The 17,207-nt window shown below is 71.7% G+C and carries 17 protein-coding genes; 12 read left to right on the top strand and 5 right to left on the bottom strand.

What is annotated here, in order from left to right:
* The first annotated feature begins 88 nt into the window (after positions 1-88).
* The 7 genes from smpB to KZ820_RS14085 all read left to right on the top strand — a co-directional run bounded on the left by smpB (position 89) and on the right by KZ820_RS14085 (position 9,296).
* Complete coding sequence (smpB, locus tag KZ820_RS14115) at positions 89-571, top strand: SsrA-binding protein SmpB (protein ID WP_183943250.1); 483 nt, start codon at positions 89-91, stop codon at positions 569-571.
* Positions 572-586: 15 nt separating this feature from the next.
* Positions 587-1,138 carry a DUF2062 domain-containing protein gene (locus tag KZ820_RS14110; RefSeq protein ID WP_219749263.1) on the top strand — a complete coding sequence of 184 codons (552 nt, stop codon included), beginning with the start codon at positions 587-589 and terminating at the stop codon, positions 1,136-1,138.
* A gap of 320 nt (positions 1,139-1,458) precedes the next feature.
* Positions 1,459-3,873, top strand: a complete 2,415-nt coding sequence (locus KZ820_RS14105; protein ID WP_219749262.1) for a response regulator — start codon at positions 1,459-1,461, stop codon at positions 3,871-3,873.
* Between the two features lie 39 nt (positions 3,874-3,912).
* Positions 3,913-4,272 (top strand): response regulator, encoded by a 360-nt coding sequence (locus KZ820_RS14100; protein WP_258048210.1) that lies wholly within the window; start codon positions 3,913-3,915, stop codon positions 4,270-4,272.
* 324 nt (positions 4,273-4,596) lie between these two features.
* On the top strand, positions 4,597-6,318 hold the full coding sequence (ilvD, locus tag KZ820_RS14095) for a dihydroxy-acid dehydratase (RefSeq protein WP_219749261.1): 1,722 nt from the start codon (positions 4,597-4,599) through the stop codon (positions 6,316-6,318).
* Positions 6,319-6,726: 408 nt separating this feature from the next.
* Positions 6,727-8,127, top strand: a complete 1,401-nt coding sequence (locus tag KZ820_RS14090; RefSeq protein WP_219749260.1) for an NAD(P)H-hydrate dehydratase — start codon at positions 6,727-6,729, stop codon at positions 8,125-8,127.
* A complete protein-coding gene (locus KZ820_RS14085; RefSeq protein ID WP_308462233.1) occupies positions 8,124-9,296 on the top strand; it encodes a class I SAM-dependent RNA methyltransferase in 1,173 nt (390 codons plus the stop codon). The genes KZ820_RS14090 and KZ820_RS14085 overlap by 4 nt, the downstream gene beginning before the upstream one ends.
* A 115-nt stretch (positions 9,297-9,411) precedes the next feature.
* Here the strand turns inward: KZ820_RS14085 and truA are convergent, their stop codons facing one another.
* Positions 9,412-10,155, bottom strand: coding sequence for a tRNA pseudouridine(38-40) synthase TruA (truA, locus tag KZ820_RS14080; protein WP_219749258.1), 744 nt, complete (start codon positions 10,153-10,155; stop codon positions 9,412-9,414).
* Positions 10,152-11,057, bottom strand: a complete 906-nt coding sequence (fmt, locus tag KZ820_RS14075; protein WP_219749257.1) for a methionyl-tRNA formyltransferase — start codon at positions 11,055-11,057, stop codon at positions 10,152-10,154. Before fmt ends, truA begins: the two co-directional genes overlap by 4 nt.
* Positions 11,058-11,112: 55 nt before the next feature.
* Between fmt and recR the strand changes: the two genes are divergently transcribed.
* The 5 genes from recR to KZ820_RS14050 all read left to right on the top strand — a co-directional run bounded on the left by recR (position 11,113) and on the right by KZ820_RS14050 (position 15,342).
* The gene (gene recR, locus KZ820_RS14070; RefSeq protein WP_183943556.1) at positions 11,113-11,709 is read left to right on the top strand and encodes a recombination mediator RecR; all 597 of its coding nucleotides are present in this window, start codon (positions 11,113-11,115) and stop codon (positions 11,707-11,709) included.
* Positions 11,710-11,754: 45 nt separating this feature from the next.
* Positions 11,755-12,288 (top strand): peptide deformylase, encoded by a 534-nt coding sequence (def, locus tag KZ820_RS14065; RefSeq protein WP_183919895.1) that lies wholly within the window; start codon positions 11,755-11,757, stop codon positions 12,286-12,288.
* Between the two features lie 316 nt (positions 12,289-12,604).
* Positions 12,605-14,014 carry a DNA recombination protein RmuC gene (locus tag KZ820_RS14060; RefSeq protein ID WP_219749256.1) on the top strand — a complete coding sequence of 470 codons (1,410 nt, stop codon included), beginning with the start codon at positions 12,605-12,607 and terminating at the stop codon, positions 14,012-14,014.
* 3 nt (positions 14,015-14,017) lie between these two features.
* Complete coding sequence (locus tag KZ820_RS14055; RefSeq protein ID WP_219749255.1) at positions 14,018-14,782, top strand: AAA family ATPase; 765 nt, start codon at positions 14,018-14,020, stop codon at positions 14,780-14,782.
* A 143-nt stretch (positions 14,783-14,925) separates the two neighbouring features.
* Positions 14,926-15,342: a putative quinol monooxygenase gene (locus KZ820_RS14050; RefSeq protein WP_219749254.1), complete on the top strand. Its 417-nt coding sequence runs from the start codon at positions 14,926-14,928 to the stop codon at positions 15,340-15,342.
* Positions 15,343-15,694: 352 nt separating this feature from the next.
* Here the strand turns inward: KZ820_RS14050 and KZ820_RS14045 are convergent, their stop codons facing one another.
* From KZ820_RS14045 to KZ820_RS14035, 3 genes are read right to left on the bottom strand one after another with little or no spacing between them, the layout of a single operon-like run.
* A complete protein-coding gene (locus KZ820_RS14045; RefSeq protein ID WP_219749253.1) occupies positions 15,695-16,495 on the bottom strand; it encodes a TrmH family RNA methyltransferase in 801 nt (266 codons plus the stop codon).
* A gap of 21 nt (positions 16,496-16,516) precedes the next feature.
* On the bottom strand, positions 16,517-16,786 hold the full coding sequence (locus KZ820_RS14040) for an HPr family phosphocarrier protein (protein ID WP_183919901.1): 270 nt from the start codon (positions 16,784-16,786) through the stop codon (positions 16,517-16,519).
* Entirely contained in the window at positions 16,783-17,190 is a 408-nt protein-coding gene (locus KZ820_RS14035; protein ID WP_219749467.1) for a PTS sugar transporter subunit IIA, read from the bottom strand. Before KZ820_RS14035 ends, KZ820_RS14040 begins: the two co-directional genes overlap by 4 nt.
* Between the last annotated feature and the right edge of the window lie 17 nt (positions 17,191-17,207).

Here is a 17,207-nt window from a genome sequence, read left to right as displayed (position 1 = left end):
CGGCGGCAAAAAGCGATCGTCCCACCTCTTCCGATCGGCTCGCACGTCCCCCTTTGCCCTGGCGCGCGGCTGCGCCTACATCGCGCGCATGTCGCGTCCCAAGCCCGCCACCTTCGACAAGAAGAAGATCGTCGCCGAGAACCGCCGCGCGCGCTTCGACTATGCGATCGACACCACCTATGAGGCCGGGATCGTGCTCAGCGGCACCGAGGTGAAGAGCCTGCGCTTCGGCGAGGGATCGATCGCTGAGAGCTATGCCGAGGTGAAGGGCGACGAGGTCTGGCTGGTCAACTCGAACATACCCGAGTTCAGCCACGGCAACCGCTTCAATCACGAGCCCAAGCGCCCGCGCAAGCTGCTGCTCCACGAGCGCGAGATCAACAAGCTGCACGGCGCGGTGGCGCGCGAGGGCATGACGCTCGTGCCGCTGACCGTCTATTTCAACGGCAAGGGCCGCGCCAAGGTCGAGCTCGCGCTCGCCAAGGGCCGCAAGGCGCACGACAAGCGCGAGCACATCAAGGAGCGCGAGTGGAAGCGCGAGGCTGGGCGCGTGCTGCGTGAGCATAGCTGAGTGCCGGCGCGACCGATGACCGCGTGGGACCGCATCGCGGCCTGGAGCCGTCGCAACCTGCCGACGCGCGAGTCGATGGAGCGCAGCCGGCTGCTGCGCCCGGTGGCGCATCGCGTACTCGCCCCCGAGCTGTGGCGCTTCACGCGCCGCTCGGTGCCGCGCGGGGTGGCGCTGGGCATGGTCGCTGGAATCCTCTTCCCGGTGGCGCAGATCGCGATCGCGGCGCTGATCGCGCTGCCATTTCGTGCCAACGTGCCCGTGGCTGCGCTGGTGACCTTCATCACCAATCCCTTCACCACGCCCTTCATCCTGTTCGCCGCCTATCAGATCGGCGCCTGGCTGCTGCGCGCCAACGCGCCCGCGGTGGCCCAGCCCGTGGCGGAGGCGGCGACGGGCTGGCTGCAGTGGCTGTGGGACGCGGGGCCGCCGCTCGTGCTCGGGCTGCTGGTGCTGACGCTGGTCGCCGCTGTGTTCGGCTACGCGCTGGCGGCGCTCGGCTGGCGCTTATGGATCGCGCGCAAGTGGCGGCATCGCCACGAGCATCGCCGCCATGGCGGCTGCCACTGAGGGTGCCACGGCGCTGGCGCCACGTGGCCCGCGTGGTTAAGAGAGCGCGCAACCCAACTGTGACAGACGAGAGGGTGCCACGTACATGCGTTTGACCGCCGCGGCCGCGACGTCGCCGCTCGCTCTCCGCCGCGCCGCGGCGCCCCTCCCGCGGGATCGAGGTGGTGCAGCGGCCGTGTGGCCGTCCGCGCCGGTCCTCCGAACGAAGCGCTCCCCCGCGCGTGACATGGCGCCGCGGCGTCACGCGGTCGGCGCGAACCCGGACGAGATGCTGGACCTGACCGCAGACCAGCGCGTGACGATCGGGTGAGCGCGGCACGATGATCCCGCTCGCCTCGCTCGACTCGCGCGGCTGGTGGCGCGGCCAGCGCGGCGCGCTCGGCATCGCGCTGCTTGCCGGCGCGCTCGCCGCGGCGCTGGTGCTGTGGCTGATCGGCGACATGGCGGTGGCGTGCGGCTTCGTCGCCGCCGCGCTGGTGCTCGCCGGCGTCGCGGTGGCGGCCATGCGGCTGCGCGCACCGGTGGCGGTCGGGCCAGCGGTCGAGCATGACTGGGAACTCGTCCGCTCGCTCGCCGAGTCGAGTGACGACGCGGTCGCCATCACCGATCGTGGCGGCAAACTGGTCTGCGCCAACGATCGCTACGAGCAGCTCTTCGGCGGCTTCCCGACTCCGCCCGCGCTGCCGTTGGTGGGCGACGGCGCCGGGCAGCTGGCGGTGGCCGGCCGGGCGGCGTGGCGTGATGGCACCGCGCGCGCTTCGCTGCGCGGCGCGGCGGGCGCGATCGACGCGGTGATCGCGCGCACCGGGCAGCAACAGGACTTCCTGATCTGGCGCTTCCTCGGCGCGGCGGCGCCGACCGGGCAGGTGGCGCGGCTGCTCGAGTCGATTGACGGCGGTCTTGGCCAGCAGCTCGGCGCCGCGGGCGTGATGGCCGCGCTGATCACCGCCAACGGCCATGTCCTCTCCGCCAACGCGGTGCTGCGTACGCGCGCCACCGGCACGCCCGAGGGAACGATCGTCGACGAGGACCTCGCGCGCTTCCTCAGCGAAGATCCCGGCGGCACCGTCCGCTTCCTCGCCGAGGGCGCGAGCGCGACACCGCTGCGGCTGCTCCAGATTCCGCTCGGTGATGATCCCGACGCGCCGATCCTGGTGGCGATGGTCGACGTCGACAATGGCATCGCCGGCGGCGGCGCGGCGGAGGACCTCGAGGGCCTGCTGATGCTGATGCCGTTCGGCGTCGCGCTGGTCGATCGCGAGGGACGCTTCACTCAGATGAACCGCGCCTTCGCGCGCGCCGCCAGCGTCGAGCCCGGCGCGACCCCGACCTATCCCGGCGACCTCGTCGTGCGCGAGGACAAGGCCGCGGTGGCGGACGCGATCCGCCGCGCCAGCGGAGGCGGGCGGCCGATGGACCTGGCGGTGCGGCTCAAGGACCATCCCGACGAGCCGGTCGCACTCTCGATCGCCGCCGCGCGCGGGCTGGGCGACGCCGCGGTGCTGCTCAGCCTCAAGGACAATGGCGAGGAGAACCGGCTGAAGCGCGAGGTGGCGCAGGCCACCAAGATGCAGGCGGTCGGTCAGCTCGCCGGCGGCGTCGCGCACGACTTCAACAATATCCTCACCGCGATCATCGGCCATTGCGACCTGATGCTGATGCGTCACTCGCCCGGTGACAGCGACTATGACGACATTCAGCAGATCCGCGCCAACTCGAACCGCGCCGCCAGCCTGACGCGCCAGCTGCTCGCTTTCTCGCGCCAGCAGACGCTGCGCCCGCAGGTGCTCCAGCTGCCAGACGTCGTGTCTGAAGTCTCGAACCTGCTACGCCGGCTGATGGGCGAGACGGTGACGTTGGAGGTCAAGCATGGCCGCGACCTCGGGCCGGTCCGCGCCGATCCGGGGCAGCTCGAGCAGGTCGTCGTCAACCTAGCGGTCAACGCGCGCGACGCGATGCTGAGCAAGGGCACCGGCGGCAAGCTGACGATCCAGACGCGCTCGGTACCGATCGCCGAGATCCGTCGACGCGGCAGCGACATCGTGCCGCTCGGTGACTATACCGCGCTCGACGTGTCCGACACCGGCACGGGCATTCCGCCCGAGGTCTTGCCCAAGATCTTCGAGCCCTTCTTCACCACCAAGGACGTCGGCAAGGGCACCGGACTCGGGCTCTCCACCGTCTACGGCATCGTCAAACAGTCGGGAGGCTTCATCTTCGCCGACTCCAAACCGGGGCAGGGTGCCACCTTCACCATCTACCTGCCCGTCTATGCCGCCGCCGCGGCGGAAGCGGGGACGGCTCCCGCCGCGAGCAGGCCGGCGCCGCGCCAGCGCACCGGCGACCTGTGGGGCAGCGGCACGATCCTGCTGGTCGAGGACGAGGACATGGTCCGCGCGGTGGCGGAGCGCGCGCTGGCGCGCCAGGGCTATACCGTGCTCGCCGCGGAGAACGGCGAGGCGGCGCTGGAGCTGATGCAGGGGGTCGACCGGCCGACGCTGGTGATCTCCGACGTGATGATGCCGGTGATGGACGGGCCGACGCTGGCGCGCCAGCTGCGCCAGGCGCACCCGAACATCCCGATCCTGTTCATGTCGGGCTATGCCGAGGAGCAGCTGCGTCGTTCGATCGACCTCGACAACGTCGCCTTCCTTCCCAAACCCTTCTCAGTCCAGCAGCTCGCCGAGGCGACCCGCGACGTGCTGGTGGCGCAGGAGGCCCGCGGCGGATCATAACGGGTCCAACCATCTGTTGCGCCCGCGCGCGAGCACGCTATGGCACGCGGCATGACGATGCGCGTGCTTTTGGTCGAAGACGAACCCCTGATCGCGATGATGCTCGAGGATTTTCTCGACGCGCTCGAGAAAGGCCACGCCGGCACCGCCGACAGCGTGGAGGCCGCTCTGCCGATGGTGGAGGCGGGCGGCTTCGACGCCGCGATCCTCGACGTCAACCTGCGCGGCGGCGAGAAGAGCTTCGCCATCGCCGACGCGCTCGCCGCGCGCGACATCCCGTTCGTCTTCGCCACCGGCGGCGGCGGCGACGAGATCGCGCCAGAGCATCGCGAGCGGCCACGGCTCGCCAAGCCGTTCACGATGGACAATGTCGAGAAGGCCCTCGCCGATCTGGGGTGAGAGCGGAGTGTCTTGGCAGCGTGCGGCTAGGGGCTGCGGCATGCTCCTGGTCCCCTCGAACTGTCTCGCGCCCTCCGTCATCCAGGCCGCTCGCCTCGGAGCGTTGTTCCGGCGTCGCCCCCCCTCTCGTCATCCGCGCGAGGGTGAGGATCCATAAACGCTGACGTCGCGGCTCCATGGAGAACCCGCGTGTCTGGATCCCCGCTTCCGGGGAGATGACGCGGGGCGGCTGCCTTGCACACGGCGGCGCATTGTCAGCCAACCACTCCTCTGCCACAACATACTTGCGCGAACGCCCTCTCCCGCGACATAGGCGTGCGCGACATGACCCACACCTTCGACAAATCCCGCCTGCCGAGCCGCCACGTGTCGGTCGGCCCCGAGCGCGCGCCGCATCGCAGTTATTATTACGCCATGGGCCTCAGCGAGGAGGAGATCGCGCGCCCGTTCGTCGCGCTTGCCTCCGCGGGCAATGACAGCGCGCCATGCAACACCACCCTCGACGCCCAGGCCGACGCCGCTCGCCGCGGGGTCGAGCAGGGTGGCGGCATGCCACGTCGCTTCAACACGATCACCGTCACCGACGGGATCGCCATGGGGCATCAAGGGATGAAGGCCTCGCTGGTCAGCCGGGAGGTGATCGCCGACTCTGTCGAGCTGAGCGTCCGCGGCCATTGCTATGACGCGCTCGTCGGCTTCGCCGGCTGCGACAAGTCGCTGCCGGGCATGATGATGGCGATGCTGCGGCTCAACATCCCGTCGATCTTCGTCTACGGCGGGTCGATCCTGCCCGGTCGCTTCCACGATCGCGACGTCACCGTCGTCGACGTGTTCGAGGTGGTCGGCAAATATGCCGCGGGCGCCTGCCCGCTGTCCGAGGTGCACGAGCTGGAGAAGGTCGCCTGTCCGGGCCATGGCGCGTGTGGGGGGCAGTTCACCGCCAACACCATGGCCTGTGTCGGCGAGGCGATCGGGCTCAGCCTGCCCAACAGCAACATGGTGCCCGCACCCTATACCACGCGCGAGCAGATCGCCGTCGCCGCCGGCGCGCAGGTGATGGAGCTGGTGAGCCGCCAGCTGCGCCCGCGCGACATCTGCACGCGCGCCGCCTTCGTCAACGCCGCGCGCGTCGTGGCGGCGACCGGCGGTTCGACCAACGCCGCGCTCCACCTCCCCGCCATGGCCAATGAGGCAGGCATCGACTTCGACCTGTTCGACGTCGCTGAGGCGTTTAAGACAACGCCTTACATCGCCGACCTCAAGCCAGGCGGAAAGTATGTCGCCAAGGACATGTACGAGGCCGGCGGTGTCTACATGCTGATGAAGACGATGCTGGCGGGAGGGCTGCTCGACGGCGACTGTCTGACCGTCACCGGCCGCACCCTGGGCGAGAACATCGATCAGGTGACGTGGAACCCCGACCAGAAGGTGATCTACGACGTCCGCACCCCGATCACGCCGACCGGCGGCGTGGTCGGCCTGCGCGGCTCGCTCGCGCCCGACGGCGCGATCGTCAAGGTGGCGGGCATGCACCGGCTCCAGTTCGAGGGGCCGGCGCGCTGCTTCGACTGCGAGGAGGACGCCTTCGCCGCGGTGGAGGCGCGCGAGATCGCGGAGGGCGAGGTGATCGTGATACGCTACGAGGGGCCCAAGGGCGGTCCTGGCATGCGTGAGATGCTGTCGACCACCGCGGCACTCTACGGCCTCGGCATGGGAGAGAAAGTGGCGCTGATCACCGACGGTCGCTTCTCGGGCGGCACGCGCGGCTTCTGCATCGGCCATGTCGGCCCTGAGGCGGCCGAGGGAGGACCGATCGCGCTGGTCGAGGACGGCGACCCGATCCGCATCGACGCCGAGGCGGGGACGATCGACCTGCTCGTTGACGAGACGGTGCTGGCCGATCGCCGAGCGCGCTGGCAGGGACGCGAGAACGCCTACGGGGCCGGCGCGCTGTGGCGCTACGCGCGAAACGTCGGGCCGGCCTACCAGGGCGCGGTGACGCACCCCGGCGCGAAGGCGGAGCGCCACATGTTCGCGGACATCTGAGCGGGGCGCGTCGCGCGCCGCGAGTGGCTTCCTTCGATCGCTCAGGATCGCAGGCGGCGGCCTCTGGCGGTGGAAGCGCGGCGCCCCATCCGTCTCCGTCATCCCGGACCTGGTCCGGGATCCAGCCCTCCACCAGCACGACGGCCCCTGCTCACGCAGCACCGTGGCTCCCGGACCAAGTCCGGGATGACGGAGAGCGTAGGGCGACGGCTGGCCGTGCGATGCCTCGCGGTCGGCCTGGCAGGTCATCGGACCGGGTCGCGGTGACGCCCGCTAAGCTCCCACATAGCGTGCATTATCCGCTCGCGGCACACCCCCGCATTGACACGCGCGCCGCCATGCGGCTCAGACGTGCCGCTCGCGCCCGCGCCGATCGCGCCCGCGCCGTGAGATGAGGGACCTGACGTCATGACGCCGCTCGACGGCACGATCGTGCTCGACGCCGCCGCGATGCGCGCCGCCGAGCAGGCGGCGATCGCCGCCGGAGAGAGCGTCGAGTCGCTGATGCAACGCGCCGGTCGCGCGGTAGGAGACGCGGTCCATCGGCTCGCCGGCGCGCATGCGGTGCTGGTGGTGTGCGGCCCCGGCAACAACGGCGGTGACGGTTACCTCGCCGCGGCGCGGCTGCGCGCGCTCGGCCGCACCGTCCGCGTCGCCGCCGCGGCCGCGCCGCGGGGCGCCGCCGCGATCGCCGCGCGCGAGGCGTGGGGCGGGGCAGTCGAGCCGCTCGCGGCGGCGAAGCCCGCGCCCGTCTTGGTCGACTCGCTCTACGGCACCGGGCTCCGCCGCCCACTCGCGGCGGACGAGGCCGCTTCGCTGGCGCGGCTCGTCGCGGGCGCGGCGCTGGCGATCGCGGTCGATCTGCCCAGCGGGGTGGCCAGCGACGACGGCGCCCTCCTCGGCCAGGTGCCGCGCTATCACGTCACGCTCGCGCTCGGCGCGGCCAAGCCGGCGCATCTGCTCCAGCCCGCCGCGGCGCGTTGCGGCGGGGTGCGGGTGCTGCCGCTCGGCATCGCGCTGAGCGGCGACACGCGGGCGCTCCCGCCGCCGCGCCTCGCGGCTCCCCCAGTGGACAGCCACAAATTCAGCCGCGGCATGGTCGCATTGATCAAGGGACGCATGGCGGGCGCGGGGGAGCTCGCCGCGCGCGCTGCGATGCGCGCCGGCGCGGGGTACGTGTCGCTGCTCGGCGCGACCATCCCGCAGGCGCCGCACGCGCTGGTGCGCCGCTCGATCGAGCGCGACGATCCGCTCGTCGACGCGCGGATCGGCGCGCTCGTGATTGGCCCCGGGCTGGGCCGCGACGATCACGCGCGCGACCTGCTCGAGCGGGCGCTGGCGAGCGACCGCGCGTTGCTGATCGACGGCGACGCGCTCCATCTCGTCACGCCCGAGCGGCTGCGCGCGCGCGGCGGCACGATCGTGCTCACGCCGCACGCGGGCGAGTTTCACGCGCTGTTCGGCGAAACCCAAGGCTCCAAGCTCGCCGCCGCATGCACCGCGGCGGAGCGCGCCGGGGCCGTCGTCGTGTACAAGGGCCCCGACACGGTGATCGCCGCGCCCGGCGGCCGTGCCCTGCTCGCGGGCGAGGCGAGCAGCTGGCTCTCCACCGCGGGCAGCGGCGACGTGCTGGCGGGCGCGATCGCGGCGCGGCTGGCGGCGGGCGGGGACCCGCTCGACGCCGCCGCGGCGGGCGTATGGCTGCACGCCGCGGCGGCGCGCCGGCTCGGCGCCGGCTTCATCGCCGACGATCTCGCCGAGGCGCTCGCCCCCGCGCTCGCCGCGGCGATCCGGGAGACACGCGCGTGAGCCTCATCGTCAAGGTCGCCGGCCGCGGCGACGGTGTCACCGCCAACGGCCGCTACGCCGCCTTCGCCGCGCCGGGCGACACGCTGGCGGACGACGGCAGCGTCCTGCCCGGCCCGCACCACCAGGTGCCGCCGTGCCGGCATTTCCCGACCTGCGGCGGCTGCCAGCTCCAGCACCTCGACGATCCGAGCTGGGCGGGCTTCATCACCGAGCGGGTCGGATCGGCGCTGGCGGCGCAGGGACTCGTCGCGCCGATCCGCGCGCCGCTGCTGTCGCCGCCGCGGACGCGGCGTCGTGCGACGCTCCACTTCGAGCCGTCCGGGCGGCTCGGTTTCAGCGCGGAGAAGAGCCACCAGCTCGTCGACCTGCAGGAATGCCACGTGCTCGCGCCCGAGCTGTTCGCGCTCGTCAAGCCGCTCAAGCGACTGCTCGCCTCGTTCAGGGCGAAGCGGCGGCTCGACGTGCATCTCGCGCTGGCCGACCAGGGGCCGGACGTGCTCGTCACCGGCGTCGCGCCCGAGGGCCTACAGCATCACGATTCGATCACCGCCTTCGCCCAAGCGCACGGCGTCGCGCGCGTGGCGTTCGACGACGGACTCGGCGCGGAGACGCGCTGGGAGCCGGAGCCCGCGACGGTGACGCTCGGCGACGTCGCGGTGCCGCTGCCGCCCGGCGCCTTCCTCCAGGCGACGCACGAGGGCGAGGCGGCGCTGGTGGCGGCCGCGCGGGAGGCGATCGGTGCGCCGCGCACGGTGGCCGACCTGTTCGCGGGGCTCGGCACCTTCGCGTTGGCGCTGCCGGCGCGGGTCTACGCGGCGGAGGGCGGCCGCGACGCGCTGCTGGCGCTCAAGGCGGGGGCGGGGCGCGCCGGGCGGCCGGTCTTCACCGAGCACCGCGACCTGTACCGCCGCCCGCTCACCGCGACCGAGCTCGACCGGTTCGACGCGGTGGTCCTCGACCCGCCGCGCGCCGGCGCGCGCGAACAGGCCGCGCAGCTGGCCGCGAGCAAAGTGCCGGTCGTGGCGTATATCTCGTGTAATCCGAGTAGCTTCGCCCGCGATGCTAAGGAAATGGTCGAGGCGGGTTATCGGCTCGACTGGGTGCAGCCGGTGGGGCAGTTCCGCTGGTCGACCCATGTCGAGCTCGCGGCGCGGCTGTCGCGGGCGTAAGAGACGGCGTGATCGTCACCTTCTTCCTCCCGTCGTCCCCGCCTCGCAGGGATGACGGTGAGAAGGCAAGGAGCTATCGTCCCGCGCCGACCAGCCGATCCGCGGGCTCCACACCTCACGCCGGATAGCGCGCCTCGACGAAGTACAGTCCGTCCGGCGGCGCGTTGAGCCCGAGCCGCGCGCGATCCGCTGCCCGCAGCGCGTCCCCCAGATCGTCGGCGCTCCACCGTCCGAGCCCGACCAACGCGAGGCAGCCCACCATCGAGCGGACCTGATGGTGGAGGAAGGAGCGCGCCGCCACGTCGACCGCGAGCCGGTCGCCGTCGCGAGTCACAGCGATCGAGTCGAGCGTCTTGACCGGGCTGGCCGACTGGCAGTGCGCCGAGCGGAAGGTGGTGAAATCATGCTGCCCGACCAGCAACTGCGCCGCCGCGTGCATCGCCTCGGCGGCGAGCGGCTGCGTCACCTGCCACGCCAGGCCGCGCTCCAGCGTCAGCGGCGCGCGGCGGTTGACGATCCGGTAGGTGTAGGCGCGCCCCAGGCAGGAGAAGCGCGCGTGCCAGTCGTCCGCCACGGCCTCGCACGCGGTGATCGCCACCGGCGCGGGCCGCAGCCGCGCGTTGAGCGCCTCGCCGAGGCGGAAGGCGGTCAGAGGCTTGGCGACGTCCAGATGCGCGCGCATCGCGACGGCGTGGACGCCCGCGTCGGTGCGGCCGGCGGCGTGTACCACGACCGTCTCGCCGGTGACCGTGTTCGCCGCCTCCTCGATCGCCTGCTGCACGCTCGGCCCGTGCGCCTGCCGCTGCCAGCCCATGAACGGCCGCCCGTCGAACTCGACGGTGAGCGCGTACCGGGTCACAGCCTCGTGCCCGGCGGCAGCGCGAAGCCGCGCAGCAGCTCGCCCGCGTCCATCTCGCCGCGGCCGGCGCGCTGTACCCGCAGCAGCCGGATCGCGCCGCTGCCGCAGGCCACCAGCAGCGCGTCGTCGAGCACCTCGCCCGCCGCGCCGACCCCGTCCTCGACGCGCGCGGCGCGCACCTTGATCCGCTCGCCCGCCTGCTCGACGAAGGCGCCGGGCGCGGGGTCGAAGGCGAGTATCTGGCGCTCGACCTGCGCGGCGGGCGCGGTGAAGTCGAGCCGCGCCTCCTCCTTGCTGATCTTGGCGGCGTAGGTGACGCCCTCCTCGGGCTGCGGCCGCGGCGGATAGGCGGCGGGGTCGGCGAGCACCTGCACCATCAGCCGCGCGCCCATCGCGGCGAGCTCGGCGGTGAGCTCGCCCGCGCTCTTGCCCGCACAGGGCGTTCGCCCCTCGAGCCGCACCGGCCCGGTGTCGAGCCCCGCCTCCATCTGCATGATGCCCACGCCGGTCTCGGCGTCGCCGGCCAGGATCGCACGCTGCACCGGCGCCGCGCCGCGCCAGCGCGGCAGCAGCGAGCCGTGGACATTGAGGCAGCCGAGCCGCGGTGCGTCGAGCACCGCGCGCGGCAGGATCAGGCCGTAGGCGGCGACCACCGCGACGTCGGCGTCCAGCGCCGCGAACGCGGCCTGCGCGCTCGCGTCACGCAGCGTCACCGGCGTCCGCACCGCCAGCCCGAGCGCCTCGGCGCGGCGCTGCACCGGTGAGGCGACCAGCTCGCGCCCGCGTCGCCCGCCCGGGCGCGGCGGCTGGCTGTACACCGCGGCGATGTCGTGCCCGGCCGCCACCACAGCGTCGAGCGTCGGCACCGCGAACTCCGGGGTTCCCATGAAGATGATCCGCATGGCGCCAGCTCTCGACACGCTGGCGCGGCGCGACGCAACCCCCTATCTGTTCCGCATGGCTTCCCCCGAGATCGAGGCGCTGACCAACGCGCTGGCGCGGCTTCCCGGTTTCGGGCCGCGCTCGGCGCGCCGCGCGGTGCTCCACCTCGTCAAGAAGCGCGAGGGCGCGCTGGCGCCGCTGCGCTCGGCGCTGGTGGCGGTGGAGGAAAGGCTGTCGACCTGCTCGACCTGCGGCAACGTCGACACCACCGACCCGTGCGCGATCTGCGCCGACCCGCGCCGCGACGACCGCTCGCTCTGCGTCGTCGAGGACGTCGCCGATCTCTGGGCGCTGGAGCGGTCGCGGCTGTTCCCGGGGCGCTTTCACGTGCTCGGCGGGCGGCTCTCCGCGCTCGAGGGCGTGCGGCCGGAGGATCTCGCGATCGAGCCGCTGCTCGCGCGCGTCGCCGGGGGCGGGGTGGACGAGGTGGTGCTGGCGATGAACGCGACGCTCGAGGGCCAGACCACCGCGCATTATCTCGCCGAGCGGCTCGAGCGCTTCCCGGTGCGGCTCACCCAGCTGGCGCACGGCCTGCCGGTCGGCGGTGAGCTCGACTATCTCGACGAGGGCACGCTGGCGCAGGCGCTGCGCGCGCGGCGTCCCGTGGCGTGAGCGCGCTCGCTTGACGCTTCTCCGGCGCGCCCCTAGCTCGCGCCTATGGCCATTCTTCCGATCGTAGAGGTACCCGACGCGCGGCTGCGCGAGACCTGCGCCCCCGTCGCCGAGGTGAACGACGAGGTGCGCGGCATCGTCGCCGACATGTTCGACACGATGTACGACGCGCGCGGGATCGGGCTCGCCGCGATCCAGGTCGGCATCCTGCGGCGGATCGTCGTGATCGATCTGCAGGAGCGCGAGCTGGAGGAAGGCGAGCCGCCCGAGGCGGCGCGCGCGCCCCAAGCCTTCATCAACCCCGAGATCAGCTGGGTGAGCGAGGAGCAGTCGAGCTACAACGAGGGCTGCCTGTCGATCCCCGAGCAGTACGCCGAGGTGACCCGCCCCGAGCGCTGTCGCGTGACCTGGCTCGACACCGCGGGCGAGCGCCACGAGGCCGAGTTCGAGGGGCTGATGTCGACCTGCATGCAGCACGAGATCGATCATCTCAACGGCGTGCTCTTTATCGACCATATCTCGCGGCTGAAGCGGGGCATGTTGCTGAAGAAGTTGGACAAACTACGCCGCGGCGGGTGAGGGGGCTGCCTCAGCGTCCTATTGCCCCCTCCACCGGCGTCATCCTGAGCTTGTTTCAGGATCCACGGTGTGGCGCATCCATCCGGCGGTGAGACGCGCGGACGGGTGGATCCTGAGACAAGCTCAGGATGACGCCCATGGTGAGTGAGGGTGCGCGTGACGCGCGTCCGTGTTCCTGCGCACGCAGAAACCCAGGGCTCCACGCGTCGCGCCCGCCGCTCTGGACTTCCGCCTTCGCGCGAGTACCGCCGCGCCGATATCCCGCTCCCGCACCGATCGCTTGCGACCGCGCCCCCGTTCGATCTATGTTCTGCCCATGACCGATCTCCTTTCCGTCGCGCTGATCGCGCTTGCGCTCGGCGTGCTCGCCGGCTGGCTGCTGACCCGCGGCGCGGCCGAGCGGGTGCGCGCCGAGCGCGACGCGCAGGCCGAGCTGTTCCGCCGTGCCATCGCCGATCTCGCCGGCGCGGAGGAGCGCGCGCGCGCCGCCGAGCCGCTCCGCGCCGAGCTCGCCCAGGCGCGCGACGAGCGCGAGGCGGCGCGGCTCGAGGTGGCGCGGCTCACCGCCGAGGGGCGCGCCGCCGAGCAGCGCATCGCCGACCTCAAGCTGGCCGCGGACGAGCTCAGCGCGCGCTTCCGCGATGCCGCGCAGACCGCGCTGACCGACGCGCAAAAGGCCTTCCTCGAGCGCGCCGAGGCGCGGCTGCGCCAGTCCGAGGAGCAGGCGGGGCAGGGGCTCAAGGCGCTGCTCCAGCCGGTCAACGACCGGCTCCAGCGCTACGAGGAGGGTGTCGCCAAGATCGAGGCCGAGCGGCGCGACGCCTTCGGCCAGCTGCACGGGCAGATCGAGGCGATGCGCGCCGGGCAGGAACGGGTCTCGGGCGAGGCGGCCAAATTGGTCAACGCGCTGCGCAACGCGCCCAAGGCGCGAGGGCGCTGGGGCGAGCAGCAATTGCGCAACGTGCTCGAGTCGTGCGGGCTCGCCGAGCACACCGACTTCCAGATGGAGGTCAGCGTCGCGGGCGAGGACGGCGGGCGGCTGCGTCCCGATGCGATCGTCCGCGTGCCCGGCGGCAAGTCGCTGATCGTCGACGCCAAGGTCTCGCTCAACGCCTATCAGGATGCGTTCGGTGCGGTGGACGAGGCGGAGCGCCAGCTCGGACTCGCCGCGCACGCCCAGTCGATGCGCGCGCACGTCAGCGCGCTGGGCGCGAAGGCCTATTGGACCCAGTTCGCCGACGCGCCCGAATATGTCGTGATGTTCGTGCCGGGCGAGCATTTCCTCTCCGCCGCGCTGGAGCACGACCCGGTGCTGTGGGACTTTGCGTTCGAGAAGAAGGTGCTGCTGGCGACGCCGACCAACCTGATCGCGATCGCTCGGACGGTGTCGGCGGTGTGGCGACAGGAGAAACTGGCGCGCGAGGCGCAGGAGATCGGTGCGCTCGGCAAGGAACTCTACGCGCGGCTCGCGACCATGGGGACGCATGTGGCGCGGCTGGGCAAGAACCTCGACACCGCGATGGGCGCCTATAATAGCTTCGTGGGCAGCTTGGAGAGTCAGGTGTTGACCAGCGCGCGCCGCTTCGAGGCGCTCAATATCGACACCGGCAACAAGACGATCGACGCGCTACCGGTCGGCGAGCAGGCGGCGCGACCGCTCACCAAGCTGGCGACGAGCGTGCCCGCGGCTCTGGTGGACGAGGCGCTCGAGGATGCGGCGGAGTGACGCGTGGCGCGAAGCTATCAGACGAGGCTCTCGCCGCCCTATCTGAAGCAGGTGCGCCTGCGCCACGACGTGGAGCTCGATCGCTCACTCTACCCCTTCGATCTCCCACTGCTGCGCGATCGCGAGTTCACGCTCCGATTCGATCGCGCGATCACCGTGATGGTGGGAGAGAACGGCGTCGGCAAGTCGACCTTGCTGGAAGGGATCGCGGCCATGGCGGGGTTCGATCAGGCCGGCGGCGGCCCCGGGTATCGCCCGCTCGATCACAGCACCGCGGCGGAGCGCAACGGCGACACGCTGCGTGACGTGTTGCGCGCCAGCTGGCTCCCGAAGATCGGGCAGAGCTGGTTCTTTCGCGCGGAAAGCTTCTTCAGCGTCTCGCGCTACCTCGACCTGGCCGCCCGCGAGGCGGGCGGCAGCGGGCCGGAGTTCCTGTCGCACTCGGACGGCGAGGGATTTCTGCGCTTCTTCGCCGAGCGCTGCACCCGGCCTGGTATCTTCCTGTTCGACGAGCCAGAATCAGCGCTTTCGCCGCGGCGTCAATTCGAGTTCGTGCGGCTGCTCCGCGACATCGCCGCCGCCGGCAAGGCGCAGGTGATCGTGGCGACACACTCCCCGATCCTGATGGCGACACCTGGGGCGACACTGCTGTCGGTCACGCGGGGCGGCATCGACCCGGTCGCGCTCGAGGACACCGATCATTACCGGCTTTACCGCGAGTTCGTGCTCGATCCTCATGGGACGATCGAAGCGATGATCGGGGCCTGACACCCGCGACGCGGGAGAACGCCGGCGCTGATCGGCCGGATCGCCGCGCCCGGGCGAACAGCGCGGGCGTTCGTCGGTGATCGGCGCTAGCCTTACAGAGCTGACCGTGGCGCCTCGCCCGGTAGCACCGGAGCACTACCGCCATGAGCCTCATCGCTTTCGCCGCCGCCGCCGGGCTCGCCGGCATGCTGACCACCGCCGCGGCGACGGCGCCGGAGCCCGCGCCGATGGTCCGCATCGCCGAGCTGGAGATCGATCCGGCGCAGCTCGACTCGTACAAGCGGATCCTCGCGGAGGAGCAGGAGACGTCGGTGCGACTCGAACCTGGCGTGCTGATGCTTCACTCGGTGGCGCTGGCCGAGTGGCCGACGTCGGTGCGGCTGCTCGAGGTCTATGCCAGTCGTGCCGCTTATGAGGCACATATCCGTTCGCCACACTTCCTCCGGTACAAGAGCGCGACCGAGCGAATGGTGCGCTCGCTGCGACTGGTCGAGACCCGGCCGATCCTGCTCTGCGCCAAGTCGAAGGGCGCCGCGGGCGGCGCCGTCACCTGCCTGTGAGCGACGACCGCGTCGGCGGCGGTCTCGCCTGACCTCGCTACCGCGGAGATGGCCACGACATCGTGCGATCGCCGTCTCCTATGACCGGTCATAGCCCAGGTGCGCGCCGCTCCGGCGCCTTCGCCGCCCGCAGCTGTTCTGTCCTACGTCAGGGGTCAGGCGCTATCACGGCGGCGTGATCGACCAGTCGCAGACCCGCCGCTCCTCTCTCCTGGGCGCCACGCGCACCCGTGTCTCGACGCTGATCGCTACCCGCGCCCATCCCTCAACATTCGCAACATTCGCGCGTGCGGCGAACCTCGCCCATGACTCAACATTCGCAACATTCGCGCGCCGGCGCCCGCCGGTTCAGTCACTTGCGATGCTGCGCCAGCACCTCATAGGCCATCACCGCGGTGGCCACCGCGGCGTTGAGACTGTCCGCCTTGCCCAGCATCGGCAGCTTGACCAGCAGGTCGCACTCGCGCTCATAGCCCGCAGGCAGGCCCTGCGCCTCGTTGCCGGTGAGCAGGAAGGTCGGCGCGTCGTACCGCGCCGCGCGATAGCCCTGTTCCGTCTGCAGGCTCAGTCCGACCAGTTGCCCCGCGCCGCCGCGCAGCCACGCCAGGAACTCGCTCCAGGGTGCGCGCGCGATCGGCACCGTGAACAGCGCGCCCATGCTGGCGCGCACCGCCTCGGTCGAGAAGGGATCGACGCACTCGTCGACCAGGATCAGCCCGCCCGCGCCGACCGCGTCGCCGGTGCGCAGGATCGTGCCGAGATTGCCGGGATCGCGCAGCCGCTCCGCCACCAGCCAGATCGGCGCGGCGTGGCGGTCGAGCGCGGTGAGCGCGGTCTCGAACGTCTCGAACACGCCCACCACCGCCTGCGGGTTGTCCTTGCCCGACAGTTTGGAGAGGATGTCGGGGATGGTCTCGATCGCCTCGCCGCCGCGCGCCTCGACCGCCTCGACCAGCGCGAGCACCAAAGGATGGCGCGCGCTCGCCGCGGCGTAGAAGAGATAGACTGGCACGCGCCCGGTCTCGCGTGCCTCGGTCAGGATGCGCAGGCCCTCGGCGAGGAACAGCCCTTCCTCGCGGCGGTGGCGCTTGTCGCGCAGGCCCTGGACTCGCTTGACCAAGGGGTTGGAATAGGCGGTGACGGTGCGGGGCATAACCGAGCGGCGGCGCGGACCTCAGTCCTCGCCGAACTTGCCCTCGACCAGCGCGCACATCGTCGCGACCACGTCCTCGGCCGAGTCGCCCTCGGCGCTGATCGTGATCTGGTCGCCCTTGGCCGCGCCGAGCATCATCAAACCCATGATAGAGGTGCCCACCACCTCCGAGTCGCCCTTAGCGACCTTAACCGGCGCGGGCTGGCCCGAGGCGAGCGTGACGAACTTGGCGCTGGCGCGCGCGTGCAGCCCGCGGCGGTTGGTCACCTCCACGGTACGCGACACGGTCACGCCGCCGCCTCGCCGAGCACTTCGGACGCCACCGAGATGTACTTGCGCCCCGCCTCGCGTGCGGCGGCGACCGCGGCGGTGACGGTCATCGCCTTGCGCGCCGATTCGAGCCGGATCAGCATCGGCAGGTTGATCCCCGCGATCACCTCGATCCGCCCGCGCTCCATCAGCGAGATCGCGAGGTTGGACGGGGTGCCGCCGAACAGGTCGGTCAGGACGATCACGCCGCGCCCCGAGTCGACGTCGGTGATGGCGCCGGCGATGTCGGCGCGGCGCGCTTCCATGTCATCGTCGGGACCGATCGCGACGGTGCGCACCTGCCCCTGCGGACCGACGACATGTTCCATCGCCGTCACGAACTCGTCCGCGAGGCGGCCGTGGGTGACGAGCACCAGACCGATCACGGGTCCGAGCATGGGCT

Source organism: Sphingomonas citri (assembly GCF_019429485.1).
Taxonomy (GTDB): domain Bacteria; phylum Pseudomonadota; class Alphaproteobacteria; order Sphingomonadales; family Sphingomonadaceae; genus Sphingomonas; species Sphingomonas citri.
This window is presented reverse-complemented; position numbering and strand designations above follow the sequence as displayed.

Excerpts from the sequence above, each read along its gene's own strand:
- smpB (WP_183943250.1), top strand. The coding sequence starts at position 89 with ATGTCGCGTCCCAAGCCCGCCACCTTCGACAAGAAGAAGATCGTCGCC.
- KZ820_RS14110 (WP_219749263.1), top strand. The coding sequence starts at position 587 with ATGACCGCGTGGGACCGCATCGCGGCCTGGAGCCGTCGCAACCTGCCG.
- KZ820_RS14105 (WP_219749262.1), top strand. The coding sequence starts at position 1,459 with ATGATCCCGCTCGCCTCGCTCGACTCGCGCGGCTGGTGGCGCGGCCAG.
- KZ820_RS14100 (WP_258048210.1), top strand. The coding sequence starts at position 3,913 with ATGGCACGCGGCATGACGATGCGCGTGCTTTTGGTCGAAGACGAACCC.
- ilvD (WP_219749261.1), top strand. The coding sequence starts at position 4,597 with ATGACCCACACCTTCGACAAATCCCGCCTGCCGAGCCGCCACGTGTCG.
- KZ820_RS14090 (WP_219749260.1), top strand. The coding sequence starts at position 6,727 with ATGACGCCGCTCGACGGCACGATCGTGCTCGACGCCGCCGCGATGCGC.
- fmt (WP_219749257.1), bottom strand. The coding sequence starts at position 11,057 with ATGCGGATCATCTTCATGGGAACCCCGGAGTTCGCGGTGCCGACGCTC.
- recR (WP_183943556.1), top strand. The coding sequence starts at position 11,113 with ATGGCTTCCCCCGAGATCGAGGCGCTGACCAACGCGCTGGCGCGGCTT.
- def (WP_183919895.1), top strand. The coding sequence starts at position 11,755 with ATGGCCATTCTTCCGATCGTAGAGGTACCCGACGCGCGGCTGCGCGAG.
- KZ820_RS14060 (WP_219749256.1), top strand. The coding sequence starts at position 12,605 with ATGACCGATCTCCTTTCCGTCGCGCTGATCGCGCTTGCGCTCGGCGTG.
- KZ820_RS14050 (WP_219749254.1), top strand. The coding sequence starts at position 14,926 with ATGAGCCTCATCGCTTTCGCCGCCGCCGCCGGGCTCGCCGGCATGCTG.
- KZ820_RS14045 (WP_219749253.1), bottom strand. The coding sequence starts at position 16,495 with ATGCCCCGCACCGTCACCGCCTATTCCAACCCCTTGGTCAAGCGAGTC.